The sequence below is a fragment of the Candidatus Yanofskybacteria bacterium genome (assembly GCA_003514055.1).
Taxonomy (GTDB): domain Bacteria; phylum Patescibacteriota; class Minisyncoccia; order 2-02-FULL-40-12; family GWA2-44-9; genus UBA12115.
In genome coordinates this window covers 1-13,115 of record DOSG01000003.1, presented here as the reverse complement: position 1 = coordinate 13,115, position 13,115 = coordinate 1, and the positions used below count along the sequence as shown (strand labels likewise).

At 43.9% G+C, this 13,115-nt stretch carries 15 protein-coding genes, 1 tRNA gene and 1 rRNA gene; 15 read left to right on the top strand and 2 right to left on the bottom strand.

Going from position 1 to position 13,115, the window contains the following annotated elements:
* The first annotated feature begins 3 nt into the window (after nt 1–3).
* The 8 genes from DEG18_01580 to DEG18_01545 all read left to right on the top strand — a co-directional run bounded on the left by DEG18_01580 (nt 4) and on the right by DEG18_01545 (nt 7,633).
* The gene (locus DEG18_01580) at nt 4–1,098 is read left to right on the top strand and encodes a hypothetical protein (GenBank protein ID HBX58283.1); all 1,095 of its coding nucleotides are present in this window, start codon (nt 4–6) and stop codon (nt 1,096–1,098) included.
* Nucleotides 1,099–1,206: 108 nt separating this feature from the next.
* Entirely contained in the window at nt 1,207–1,545 is a 339-nt protein-coding gene (locus DEG18_01575; GenBank protein ID HBX58282.1) for an RNA-binding protein, read from the top strand.
* A 150-nt stretch (nt 1,546–1,695) separates the two neighbouring features.
* Nucleotides 1,696–3,000 (top strand): hypothetical protein, encoded by a 1,305-nt coding sequence (locus DEG18_01570; protein HBX58281.1) that lies wholly within the window; start codon nt 1,696–1,698, stop codon nt 2,998–3,000.
* 359 nt (nt 3,001–3,359) lie between these two features.
* Nucleotides 3,360–4,010, top strand: coding sequence for a tRNA (guanosine(37)-N1)-methyltransferase TrmD (locus tag DEG18_01565; GenBank protein HBX58280.1), 651 nt, complete (start codon nt 3,360–3,362; stop codon nt 4,008–4,010).
* A 101-nt stretch (nt 4,011–4,111) separates the two neighbouring features.
* Complete coding sequence (locus DEG18_01560; protein HBX58279.1) at nt 4,112–4,630, top strand: hypothetical protein; 519 nt, start codon at nt 4,112–4,114, stop codon at nt 4,628–4,630.
* A 371-nt stretch (nt 4,631–5,001) separates the two neighbouring features.
* Nucleotides 5,002–6,472 (top strand): 16S ribosomal RNA (locus DEG18_01555).
* Nucleotides 6,473–6,755: 283 nt separating this feature from the next.
* Nucleotides 6,756–7,049, top strand: coding sequence for a hypothetical protein (locus DEG18_01550; GenBank protein HBX58278.1), 294 nt, complete (start codon nt 6,756–6,758; stop codon nt 7,047–7,049).
* Nucleotides 7,046–7,633, top strand: a complete 588-nt coding sequence (locus tag DEG18_01545) for a hypothetical protein (GenBank protein ID HBX58277.1) — start codon at nt 7,046–7,048, stop codon at nt 7,631–7,633. The genes DEG18_01550 and DEG18_01545 overlap by 4 nt, the downstream gene beginning before the upstream one ends.
* Nucleotides 7,634–7,690: 57 nt before the next feature.
* On the opposite strand, the gene DEG18_01540 is transcribed toward DEG18_01545, so the two are convergent.
* Nucleotides 7,691–8,434 carry a hypothetical protein gene (locus DEG18_01540; GenBank protein ID HBX58276.1) on the bottom strand — a complete coding sequence of 248 codons (744 nt, stop codon included), beginning with the start codon at nt 8,432–8,434 and terminating at the stop codon, nt 7,691–7,693.
* Between the two features lie 23 nt (nt 8,435–8,457).
* Between DEG18_01540 and DEG18_01535 the strand changes: the two genes are divergently transcribed.
* From DEG18_01535 to DEG18_01505, 7 genes are read left to right on the top strand one after another with little or no spacing between them, the layout of a single operon-like run.
* Nucleotides 8,458–8,916: an RNA methyltransferase gene (locus tag DEG18_01535; GenBank protein ID HBX58275.1), complete on the top strand. Its 459-nt coding sequence runs from the start codon at nt 8,458–8,460 to the stop codon at nt 8,914–8,916.
* Nucleotides 8,917–9,561: a ribonuclease HII gene (locus DEG18_01530; protein HBX58274.1), complete on the top strand. Its 645-nt coding sequence runs from the start codon at nt 8,917–8,919 to the stop codon at nt 9,559–9,561.
* A 50-nt stretch (nt 9,562–9,611) separates the two neighbouring features.
* Nucleotides 9,612–10,640: a type I glyceraldehyde-3-phosphate dehydrogenase gene (locus tag DEG18_01525; GenBank protein ID HBX58273.1), complete on the top strand. Its 1,029-nt coding sequence runs from the start codon at nt 9,612–9,614 to the stop codon at nt 10,638–10,640.
* 5 nt (nt 10,641–10,645) lie between these two features.
* Entirely contained in the window at nt 10,646–10,900 is a 255-nt protein-coding gene (locus DEG18_01520) for a hypothetical protein (protein HBX58272.1), read from the top strand.
* Nucleotides 10,901–10,913: 13 nt separating this feature from the next.
* Nucleotides 10,914–11,168 carry a hypothetical protein gene (locus DEG18_01515; protein HBX58271.1) on the top strand — a complete coding sequence of 85 codons (255 nt, stop codon included), beginning with the start codon at nt 10,914–10,916 and terminating at the stop codon, nt 11,166–11,168.
* On the top strand, nt 11,165–11,998 hold the full coding sequence (locus tag DEG18_01510; GenBank protein HBX58270.1) for a transketolase: 834 nt from the start codon (nt 11,165–11,167) through the stop codon (nt 11,996–11,998). Before DEG18_01515 ends, DEG18_01510 begins: the two co-directional genes overlap by 4 nt.
* Before the next feature lie 44 nt (nt 11,999–12,042).
* Nucleotides 12,043–12,987 carry a transketolase gene (locus DEG18_01505; protein HBX58269.1) on the top strand — a complete coding sequence of 315 codons (945 nt, stop codon included), beginning with the start codon at nt 12,043–12,045 and terminating at the stop codon, nt 12,985–12,987.
* Nucleotides 12,988–13,033: 46 nt separating this feature from the next.
* On the opposite strand, the gene DEG18_01500 is transcribed toward DEG18_01505, so the two are convergent.
* Nucleotides 13,034–13,108, bottom strand: a tRNA-Ile gene (locus tag DEG18_01500).
* Between the last annotated feature and the right edge of the window lie 7 nt (nt 13,109–13,115).

Sequence of the window (13,115 nt, the reverse complement as noted above, 5' to 3'; positions counted from 1 at the left end):
AATATGAGTCACGATATCCCAGATCGAAATATCAAATCACAAGAAAAACCAAAGCCAGAAAGCCAGGGAGTTGAATTGTCTCCGGAAATTGTAGAGAAAATAATGGAGAAAGTCAGAGATCTTAATCTGGCAGATACCGCGGTTACCGCATTGAACACTAATTTGGATGATGAGGAGTCTAGGCGAACATTGATGATACAACTTCAGAAGGGCTTACTAGGTAAGTCTCAGGCTGCTTCAATGCCATCAGATTACAATATGGATGTGTGGTATAAGCAAGCTAGAATAGAAAAGAAAGCGACCTTATGGTGCAATATCGTTGGAAGAAGCGCGAAAGAAGCATCAAAGACTTATTATTTAGATGAAATCTCAATCTGTTTTTCCCTAAAGGGATTTAGAGAGGAGTTCCCAATGCGTGATGTTATGGCTAGAAAGGTGGGCAAGGCAAAAACTTTTAGGATTAATACGCCTGCCGCAGGGTCGGAAATTCTATCAGCACTGGGCTTGGGTAGGGACTTAGATATTAGCCTTTCTGATTTAATAATAAAAATTGAGGAATATATAAAAGTAAATGGTCCAAGGTTGAATGCTGGTTGTGAAACAACAGAAAAGGATGGAGTCCTAACGTGGACACCGGGAATCAATTTATTGAACGTATTAAAAAAAATCAATGAGAAAAAGAATTTTGACCCATTATTTGCTTATATAGATAGTGAGTGGGGCTACGCGATTAAACATCGAGTTCCTCCACGTAATTTCTATGGGATAATCTTGCGGCCTCGTGAGCCAAATGGGGAATACATAACCTACAATACTAGCCAGACTGAGTCAGTCCGAGAATTCAGTAACGATCCCGAGGCGATGAAGAAAAAAGTAGCTATATTGGCTAGATTAATGGTAGTGGCATATAAAGGAAGAGAGGGGCTTATCATGCCGATTTATGATAAAGATTGTAATCTACTTTGGCCAAAGCAGATGAGTTATGAAGAAGTTAAAAGATTTGTGGCGGAAAGAGATGGGAGAGAGAAGGAAAGCGTGGACGGAGAGGTCAAGCCAGAATTGACCGGGGACTCTAAATGGGATAATATTAGCGAGTAATAATTCCTTCGGGAAGGGTCGAGAATCAAAATGAGTGCTTACTGACTGACAGTTTGTTCATGAATTTCAGCGAAGCTGGAGCGTGAACGACGAACAGTTTTAAAGACAATGGCACAAGATCGAGACAGAGAGTTTGTAGAGATGATAATCAAGGAAATCGTTAACCACCCTGATGACGTAAATGTTACTAGGACAGTTGACGAGCTTGGCGTTCTTCTCTCCGTTAAGGTTAACAGAGAAGATATGGGTCTTCTGATCGGAAGAGCTGGATCAACAGCTAAGGCCATCAGAGCTTTGGCAAGAATTGTCGGTATGAGGAATAACGCAAGAGTTAACCTCAGAATCGAGGAACCAGAGGGTGGAAGAATGGAGCCGGCTGCACCAGTTGCTGAGCCAGGCAAAACTAGAGATGTCGAAGACGTTATGAACGACCTCGGCAATCTATAATACGAATTTTAAAAAACAGGCCCCGAACGGGGCCTGTTTTTTAATTAACCCCGTTAGAGAATTTTCTCTAGCGGGGTTGGCAATAATCGTGTTTAACGAAGTGGCGTTTTGTGATAGAGTTTTCCGAGAACATTGAAAGGCTGGATACGCATGAAGGTCACCTTCATTTGTCCAAGACAGACAAATATGAACCTGGCTTCAGTTTCTTTTTTTAATCTTCCCAATCAGGCGATTCATCTACTTGCTTCTATCACGCCGACAAGCTGGGACGTCGAGCTTGTAGATGAGAGCAGGGTGGCAATTAACTTCGATACCAAGACCGATCTTGTTGCTCTGACGGCTTTATCTGCCCTAGCTCCACGGGCCTACGAGATCGCTGGCAAGTTTAGGGCGCGCGGGGTAGCGACGATTATGGGTGGTATACACGCTTCGGTGATGCCAGAGGAAGCGGCAAGATATGTTGATTCAGTTGTAATTGGAGAGGCCGATGAGATTTGGCCAGAGATACTCAGGGATTTCGAGCGTGGTGAAATGAAGAGTATATATAGACCATCCTTGCCGAGTAGCCTAGACCTTTTGGAAACCAGAGAGATTCCAAAGACGCATAGGGTTAGATTTATTGACTGGTTGCCGATATCGTTAAGAGTCACCTATATGCAAGTCGGTAGAGGGTGTCCACATAACTGCGAATTTTGCTCGGTAACCAAAATAAGCGGTCGGACAATAAGGACCAAGAGCATAGCTTATATTGTCGGCAAGATTGCAGAGGAGAAGGCGAAGGGGATGGATCTCTTATTCTTCTCCGATGATAATATCATTGCCAATAAAAGATTTGCCAGAGACTTGTTCAGTGCGATTAAGCCGCTCGGGATAAGATGGGTTTCCCAGGCCGATATAAGGATTGCCGACGAAGACATACTGGATTCAGCTGTTGGCTCGGGCATGGTTGGAGTTTTTCTCGGCCTGGAATCTATCAGCGAAGATACGCTTGGTGATGGGGTTGGAAGAGTGAAGCAACGCATGAGAGCAAATTACGAGAGTGCCATAAAGAGACTACACGATCGCGGCGTTAATGTCATGGGAGGATTGATATTCGGATTTGACTTTGAGAGAGAGGGTTCATATGACGAAACCGTTGAGTGGGCCATCGCTAACAAGATAGACATTGCTCAGTTTACGATTCTTACGCCGTTACCTGGGACGGATCTATTTGAAAGAATACATAAGGAGGATAGACTTGCTTCGATTGATTGGTCTAGATATGACTTAATGAATAATGTCTTGAGAGGCGAGGGTGCCGAGGATAAGAATTTAGAATTGGTTATTAGGAAAGCCTTTAGGCAGTTCTACTCTTATAGATCGCAAATTAGAAGATTTAGATTCTCAAAAAGTTTGTTCGATTTGGGAGTTCGACTTGCGAATTTGCAGCTTAGATGGATATCGCAACTATTCTAGGGCTTACCGTGGTGAGCCCTTTTTATATGTGCTTGGAGCGTTTAATTGACAATCACCGCAATCAGTCGTATTATATCCAGGCAGTTCTTACCATTTGGAGGCGACATGTTCCTGTGTCCGGCTTGTGCTAGAGAAACACATGGCTCGTCTTTCTGTGGAATGCGTAAAGAACCTCCCAAGATTTCGTTTGGGATGTGCGAACGCGTGGGTTGCAATAATCACAGTGCTAATTGCTGGGAATGTGTCTGCGATAAAGGAAATGAGCCGAAGGTAGAGATCAGTAAAAGAGTAGTAACAGCAGTATAGCCGACTACGATGAGGGCGGGTTACCCGCCCTCTTTCTATATAATCATCGATTTATGAAATTTAATGTTCTAACAATTTTCCCGAACTTCTTTGATTCGTTTAAGAACGAGGCTTTAATCGCGCGCGGAATTAAAAAGAAGTTATTAAAAATCGAGACTCATAATTTACGTGACTGGACGGCCGACAACCATAAGACTGTAGATGGCAGGCCCTATGGCGGAGGAGCGGGGATGGTGATGATGGTTGATCCAATTTTTAAGGCTGTTAAATCGATAAAGAAAAGTAAAAAGTCGAGAATCGTTTTACTCTCGGCCAAGGGCAAGGTTTTTAATCAGAAGAAAGCCCAAGAACTCTCTAAGTACGATCAGTTAACATTTATATGTGGACGCTACGAAGGCGTAGATGAAAGAGTGGCTAGAAATATTGCCGATGAAGAGCTATCGATAGGCGAGTATGTTTTATTTGGCGGCGAAGTGGCAACGATGGTGGTAATGGAGGCGGTCTCAAGATTAATCCCTGGCGTAGTGGCCAAAGAGGAATCGATAGAGAAAGAAAGCTTCTCGAATGGCTCAAATCGTGAGCATCCTCAGTACACTCGCCCAGACGTATATATAATGAAGGGCAAAAAGCTTATGGTCCCGAAAGTACTACTTTCCGGGGATCACAAGAAAATTGTCGAGTGGCGGGAGAAGAACTCTAAATAGTTATTAAGAAAAGCGGCCCCAACGGGGCCGCTTTTCTTCTGCTTGACCACAATTCTAATTCGACATATATTCTATTCAGCTCGTTGAGAAGGGGAGCTTGTATGTGTGAAGTGCACAAGCCTGAGAAGCGTCTGGGCGTAGATCTCAGGATAAGTAATCTATCTCAGGAAGGTTTGACATCTTTAGATGGACGCGGCGCATATATCGAAACCGATCGTGGTGATTTTATCTTGAGCAATAAATTCTTTGGAGATGAGCTAGTATACTTACTCACACAATTGACTACATCCCGCAAAATTAATTGGACAGTTGATAAGTTTAAGAATTGGCGAGGGTGGGTGGAAACTAGATATGTCTCTAAATATGATCGCTTGAATATCGTCCTAAGCCATACGGAGGGAGGTGGGCTAAACATCTCGTTAACGTTCGATGGTGATGAGCGTTTCTGTCTCACTAGCTCTAGGCTCATCGATCAACTTTATGTGGAGGTTACGCGTCTGTCTGACCCAGATAATGGGCCAGTTTACATGAAAGGAATTATGGATAAAGAGTATCTTGATATGCAGACCGATATTGCCAACCGAGCTATCGACAAACTCAGATCATTGTATAACGCCTAACGGCCCGCTGAAGTGGGCCTTTTTGTTTGGTCGGGAGCCATTTAATTCTAGCGACTGAGCGGCTCCCGGGGAACTGAGACCCTACCGTCTCAATTGATGGGATTGAGACGGTAGGGGAGGCTATCTACCGCTCATCCACAGGGCCATTGACTTAATATAAAATATGAGTAAAATGGGAGATACCACTAGATAATATTATCTATACAATTAGATGCGTAGTTGAACCACGATTGCTCGGTATTGACTGGGTAATCGTGGTTCTGCTATTCTAGCAGAGCTAGATTTGGTAAGTAGCTTGTCAATTTGATACAGTCAACCAGCGAATTTCCTATTATATTTTAGTTATTTATAACTGAATTAGGATCAATTAAGAGAGTTTGATTCTGGCTCAGGATGAATGCTGGCGGCGTGGATAAGGCATGCAAGTCGAACGGTGCAGGGTAGCAATACTTTGCATAGTGGCGAACGAGTTAGTAACACCTTGGTACATACCTCGAAGTCGGGCACAACTAGTCGAAAGATTAGCTAATTCCCGATAGTCCCGAAAGGGTAAAGTCGCAAGACGCTTTGAGAGTGGCCTAGGTCCTATCAGCTTGTTGGCGGGGTAAAAGCCCACCAAGGCTATGACGGGTAGGGGGCGTGAGAGCGCGACCCTCAACGACGAAACTGAGATACGGTTCGTACACCTACGGGTGGCAGCAGTCGAGAATATTCGACAATGGGCGAAAGCCTGATCGAGCGACGCCGCGTGCGGGAAGAAGTCCTTAGGGATGTAAACCGCTTTTGTTAGGGAAGAATTTTGACGGTACCTGACGAATAAGGGGTTGCTAACTCTGTGCCAGCAGCAGCGGTAATACAGAGACCCCGAGCATTATCCGGAATTACTGGGCGTAAAGAGCGAGTAGCCGGTTGTATTAGTCTGATGTTAAATCCCAAGGCTTAACTTTGGGACCGCGTCGGAAACGGTACGACTAGAGCAGCTGAGAGGTAAGCGGAACGTGCAGTGTAGGGGTGAAATCCATTGATATTGCACGGAACACCAAAAGCGAAGGCAGCTTACTGGCAGTTTGCTGACGGTCAATCGCGAAAGCGTGGGGATCAAAAAGGATTAGATACCCTTGTAGTCCACGCCCTAAACTATGCACATTAGCTATTGGGAGCATCGACCCTTCCAGTGGCGTAGCCAACGCGTTAAATGTGCCGCCTGGGAAGTACGAGCGCAAGCTTAAAACTCAAAGAAATAGGCGGGAATTCGCACAAGCAGTGGATCATGTGGTTCAATTCGACTCTAACCGAGGAACCTCACCAAGGTTTGAAACTCAGCTGCATACTCTGGAAACAGAGTAGCCTTCGAGGGTGCTGAGCAGGTGCTGCACGGCTGTCGTCAGCTCGTCACGTGAGTGGTCTCCTTAAGTGGATTAACGAGCGCAACCCGCATCGTCTGTTACAAGTGTCAGACGAAACTGCTTTCGTAAGAAAGAGGAAGGTGCGGACGACGTCAAGTCAGCGTGGCCCTCTGATACCTTGGGCTACACACATGATACAATGGATGTTACAATGGGTCGCCAAACCGCGAGGTGGAGCTAATCCCATCAAAGGCATCCCCAGTTCGGATAGGAGGCTGAAACTTGCCTCCTTGAAGCCGGAATTGCTAGTAATCGCAGATCAGCATGCTGCGGTGAATACGTTCTCGAATTTTGCACTCACTGCCCGTCAAGTCAAGGGAGTCGGTAATACCTGAAGACCCATATTATACATGGGGACACGGTAGGATCGATGACAGGGACTAAGTCGTAACAAGGCAAGGGTAGCGGAAGCTGCTCTTGGATCACCTCCTTTCTAAAATCTTTTTCTTTAAGAAAAGAATATTTAGAAAGGTTAGAAGTAGGAGATGAGAGATGGGAAGTAGAATTCAATTTCTAGTTTCTCACATCAAACCTCTGACCTTCTTAATGTAGTCGATACCCATATTGGGTGCGGGGTCCGACCGCTAAATCGGAGTTCTGTAATATGGTAGAACACAAAATCGTATTTCGACTGGTTGTCTGTATCAAATTGATAAATACGCAAAACAACCCCTAGGGGTTGTTTTGGTTTTAGGGAGTTAGTGATATCATATTTATATATGTCTCCGGATATACTCAGCAAGATTCCAGTTGGGCAGATTATCGTCGGCGCTTTTTTCGTTTTCTACTGGATCCAGGCTTTCTTCATAATCTACCACTTGGTTAGATTTGGTATAGGCGTCAAACCAAAAGTAGTGGCTCTCATATATTTTGTAGGAGCGATTATACTTTACACTCTGGTATCTAGTGGAGTCAGCCAATTAAGTTTCGATGGCCTAGCCGGCCTATTCGATGGCGTTGTGAACCCAGATTTTATGAGAGAAGTTGATCCGTTTAATATGATCTCAAAATGAAATATTTAGATATATTCAATTTTTCCAAATATTCTTTTGATGGCATCAAGTCATACGAGAATGTCATCTTGTATTTAAATAGACATTGGTTCGTGATGTTCGGTAAATTTCTAGCTTTTGGATTATTGCTTATAGTCCCATTTGTAATATATGCGGTATTTGGTGAAGCGATTGTGAGTATGGGGATCGATAATCTATTCTGGCTGATCGTCTCCATATATTTTCTGTTTTGGTGGAACTCGTTGTTTTACGCCATAACTATGTATTTACTAGATTCATGGATCGTGACTGACCATAGGATTATAGATAGTGAGCAGAAAGGGTTCTTTAGCCGTACCGTCTCTGAGCTGAGTCTATCTAGGATACAAGATATCTCTACTCATATAGTTGGGCCACTTACGACGATACTGGATTTCGGTGATTTAGAAATCCAGACTGCTGGAGCCGAGCCTAAATTTGTTTTTAAAGAAATTCCTGGCCCCAACGCGGTGAAGTCAAAAATAATGGTTGCGCATAATGAGTTTGTGAGTATGCACAAGGGTGACGTAGAGGTTCACGAGGGGATAGGGAAAGGATTAATGTAATTAAATCAATAATAAAAAGGCTGACCCATTACGGGTCAGCCTTTTTATTATTCTATTTTATTTAATCTGATAAGTTAAACTGACATTTACAACTATCTCATTCTCCCCGGTCGATATCGATGGACTGGGAGCTTCAGCTGTGCCACCCGCGCTGTATTTCATATCAGTATACATCGGCATTGTTTGTCTATCGCCACTCTCCGAGAAATTTACTATTTTACCTAGCTCGATCCCTAGCTGTTTTCTCAATTCTTTGGCCTTGCTCTTAGCTTCGGCAATTGCCCTCTCTCTGGCTTCGGCTCTAACTTTCTCCATGTCGTCTATGGCGAATGTTAGTTGACTGACTTCATTAGCTCCAGCAGTTACCACGCCGTCCAAAATTGAGCTGACCTTATCTAGATTTCTAATTTTTATTTCAATAGATTGTCTAACTTGATAGCCAGTGATCCCTGGGCGGCGACTACTTAGCGGGGAGTAGTCATATTGGGGATTTAGGTTGTATCCAACCGTTTTAATATCCTTTTCAGCCACGCCTTGTTTTTTGAGAAAGTCGCTGACAGCGCTAGACTTTTTAGAATTGCTATCCTGAGCCTCTTTCGATGTTTTGGCCTCAGTAACGATCGAAGCGGTAACTAGGCCGATGTCTGGCTTTACGGTTATTTTGCCTTCGCCGCTAAACGATATAGTGTTCGTATTTGCACTTAATCTATCGTTTTTATCCATACTCGATAAGAAGTATATGCACAATATGGCTAGAAACACCGTCGCGACCCAAATGAGATATTTAAAATTGTAATTCATGCTATATATGATACTTTTGTTACATGGAAAAGCAAGGACTAATTCTCGTATTAGATAATATCAGGAGCCGAGAAAATGTGGGCTCGATTTTTCGTACGGCCGATGCGGCTGGGGTTTCCAAGATATATCTTTCCGGGATTACGCCGATTCCGCCTCATGAAAAAATCTCGAAGACGGCGCTAGGTGCCGAGAATGTTGTTCCGTGGGAGCATGTAGCTCAGTCTTGGCGCCTTGTTGAAAAGCTTAAAAAATCTGGCCATATCGTTGTTGCTTTAGAGCAGTCGGGTGATAGTAAAAATATTTTCGATTTTAAGCCAGGATTTCCGCTGGCATTAATTGTCGGCAATGAAGTTAATGGCGTCAATAAAAATTTATTCAAATATTGTGATCATATTTTAGAGATACCCATGTTAGGGCAGAAAGAATCCTTGAATGTCTCGGTGGCGACTGGGATTGCTTTATTTGAGATTATAAATAAGTAGATGCAATCGCCGAATGAGAACATAGAGCGTAAATATTTAAAATCTGGCTATGGCCAGGTTATTGGCATCGACGAAGTTGGGATGGGTTGTTTAGCTGGACCAGTCGTGGTGTGTGCTGTGTATTTTGACAAGAAATTCTATGCTACGAAATTAACTAGCCTACTCGGCGTGAACGATTCAAAGAAATTGTCTGCGAAGAAGAGGGAAGAGATCGTAACAGAGTTGATCGGGAATAAGTTATTCAGGTACAAGGTATGCTCGTGTCAGCCGAAGACTATAGACAAGCTGAATATTCACAAAGCATCTAAATTGGCTATGAAAAGGGCGGTGGAGGCTGTTGCAAAGGACGCCTTTGTACAAAGGCGTCCTTTGCAAGTTATTGCCCTAGTTGATGGGCCACATAGAATTCCAAATTTACGTATAGACCAGCGGGCGATTATAAAAGGTGATCAAAAAGTTTTCGTCATCGCCTGTGCATCAATCATCGCCAAGGTCTATCGCGACAAGATGATGGCTAAATATGCCATAAAGTATCCCAACTATGGATTCGAGATCCACAAAGGATATGGCACCAAACAACACTATGCTCAGTTGGCGTCTATTGGCCCATGCGCTATCCATCGCAAATCTTTCAGGTTGATTTAGCGGCGCTTACTGGCCTTTTTTGTTTACGCTGATTTTGTTAACATTAATCCATGGCGAAAATAGCAATAAACGGATTCGGTCGAATAGGACGACACTTTTTGAAACTGGCGATTGAAAAGCCAGAACTTGAGATTGTTGCGATCAATGATCTTGGTGATTTAGATTATCTAGCCCATCTGCTGAAATACGATTCAGCTTATGGTCGTTATAATAAAATAGTTTCGACTAGAGTAGATGGTGATAGGAAATATATAAACGTAGCCGGCAAGGACATCTTGTTTATCCAAGAGAAGGATGCGACCAAATTACCTTGGGGTACTCTTGAGGTGGATATTGTTGTCGAGGCGACAGGTGTTTTTGAGAGTTATGAAAAGGCTGCCGTACACAAGCAGGCTGGCGCCAAGAGAGTGGTCTTGACTGCTCCGGCCAAAGACGAAGACGGACCAGATGCCAAGACCGTACTGATGGGTATAAACGAAGAAGATCTAAAAGCATGTACGATGTCTTCAAATGGTTCCTGCACTACTAACTCTGTTTCTCCGGTGATGCAGATTCTCTCTGAGAAGTTGGGAGTTAAAAAAGCATTTCTAAATACTGTTCACGCCTACACTGCTACCCAAACTTTAGTCGATGGACCAACCAAGGGTACTGATCTAAGAAGGGGACGAGCGGCGGCAGTGAATATCGCCCCATCCACGACTGGTGCCGCTATCGCCGTGACTAAAGTGGTTACGAATCTAGCTGGCAAATTCGACGGTATGTCATTGCGTGTGCCGGTGGTCGCGGGTTCTATCTCTGTCATCACTTTTGTATCAGCAAAGCCAACAACCGTGGAGGAGATAAACAGTTTCCTGAAGGAAGCCGAAATCGATGTACGTTGGGAAGGCATATTTAAAACTACAACCGAGCAGATTGTCTCCGCTGATATTATCGGCGAGTCATACGCAGCCGTGGCTGATCTCTCATTGACGAAAGTTGTCGATGGCGACCTCTGCACTGTTTTCTCCTGGTACGATAACGAGTTTGGCTATACCAATACATTGATCAAACACGTTCTCGAAGTTGCTAAATTAATTTAATAAATATGGCAAACAATAAAGAGTTACCCAGCAGGGAAGAGCTTCAGGAAGAATTTCGTGGAGCTAAGATGCTGAGAGATATCCAACGAACTCTCAAAGAACATGGGATTGATATTTCTATCGAGGCCGTAAAGGCTACCGTGGCTGAATATGAGAGGTTGCATTCTGAGGCACTTTCAGAGAGCGATTCGCAAGAAGTTGCTATCGATGGAGATATGATTAAAGCTCCTACTTCCAACGACTCGAATAGTGTCACATAAAGTAGCTTAAGAGGTGTTTATAAAAAACCATAAAATTGTTGGTGCGTATGGCTGGTATGGCATGGTGGCTATAGTTTTGGCGTATGCGCTAAACAATTTTGGGGTAATCAGCGTATCTGGTTATTGGTATCCGTTTCTGAATATCACCGGATCTCTTGGAATTATCGCCGACTCTTGGTATCACAAAGCTTGGCAGTCGGTGATTTTAAATGTTGTTTGGATTATTGTAGCGATCTTTGCTCTGATCAAATCCCTATATTTTCAATGATCGAAGAAAATAAAATTGTCGAATTGAGGGAGAAGGCTAAAGAAGCCAGGAAGCTAGTTATTGAGATGTTGGCCGAAGCGGGCTCGGGACATACTGCTGGCTCGCTAGGCATGGCTGATATTTTTGTGGCCTTTTATTTTAATATTCTAAAACACGATTCGAAGAACCTAGAGTGGGCCGAACGAGATCGACTATTTTTATCAAACGGCCATATATGCCCAATCCAATATGCAGTTATGGCCATGGCGGGATATTTTCCATTAGAGGAATTAAAAACTTTGCGTAAGTTAGGTTCAAGATTGCAGGGACATCCCGATATGGGGAGATTGCCTGGAGTTGAATCTACCTCTGGGCCTCTCGGCCTGGGCCTGGGTCAAGCCGCTGGCTACGCCTTAGCTTCCAAGCTTGATGAAAAGTCTGGTGGCGATCGGATCAGAATATATTGCCTAACATCAGACGGCGAGCACGATGAAGGTAATACGTGGGAGTCTATCATGTTCGCAGCAAAGTATAAGCTGGATAACCTAATAGTCGTGATAGACAGAAACGGGATTCAACTGAGCGGGAAAACTGAAGATATTATGCCTTTGGAATCTTTATCGGCCAAGTATCAGTCTTTTGGCTGGCAAGTCTTGGAATGCAATGGAAACGATATAGAGGAATTTATCGAAGCCATTGGAGAGGCTCGAAGTATAAAAGATAGACCAACTGTGATTATCGCTAACACCGTGCCGGGTAAGGGCGTGTTAGAGATAGAAAATGATTGGAAGTGGCATGGCAAAGTGCCAACCGAAGAAGAGGCCAAAAGATTTATTAACCAGCTAGAATAACAATAAGCATGCGAAATAATTCTACGTTTAAATTTATAAGATAGATGATCGATAAAGATTTGGGATCAATAAGGGATGGATTTGGGGAGGGGATTGTTGAGGCCGCCGAGAAGGACGACAGAGTTGTTGCGTTAACCGCGGACCTTGGCGGATCTCTTAGACTGACCGAATTTAAAAAGAAATTTCCAGAAAGATTCATAGAATGTGGTGTGGCCGAGCAGAATATGGCTACGATTGCTTCGGGCATAGCCAATTATGGCAAGATTCCTTTTATGTGTTCCTTTGCGGCTTTTAGCCCGGCTAGAAACTGGGAGCAAATAAGAACCACGATTGCTATGAATGGCCTATCAGTAAAGATCATAGGCGGGTATGCTGGAGTGGTCACTGGCCCAGACGGCGCTACTCATCAGGCGCTGGAAGATATCGCGCTGATGCGTGTATTACCAAATATGACCGTGGTAGTACCGTGTGATTCCGAAGAGGCCAGAAAGGCCACGCTAGCTCTAGTCGATAAAGATGGCCCAGGATATTTAAGATTGAGCCGAGAGAAGTCTCCGACAATTACTTCGATTGAAGATGAATTTGAGATTGGAAGAGCTAATATATTAAGGGATGGAAGCGATGTAACTATTGTTGGTTGTGGCTGGATATTAAACGAGGCCATGTTAGCGGCTGTGGATTTGTCTAAAGAGGGGATCGAGTGCGAAATTATAAATATGCACACGATACAGCCGTTTGATTCAGAAGCCATAATCGAGTCCGTAAATAAAACAAAATGCGTGGTGAGCGTGGAGGATCATCAAATTGAAGGTGGGCTAGGCTCAGCCGTAGCCCAAGTGCTAGCTCTTATGCGTCCAGCACCACAAGAGTTTATTGCTGTGAGGCATCGATATGGTCAATCAGGTACGGCTGCAGAGTTAATCAAAGAATATGGTCTGGATGCGGAGACCATAAAAGAAAAGGTTAAGATAGCTATCTCTAGAAAATAAAAACACGGCCTTCGGCCGTGTTTTTATTTGAAGATTGCAATGCTCTGGGTGCGCGCGCTTGGAATCGAACCAAGGGCCTCTGTCTTATCAGGACAGCGTTATACCACTTAACTACGCGCGCAATCAAA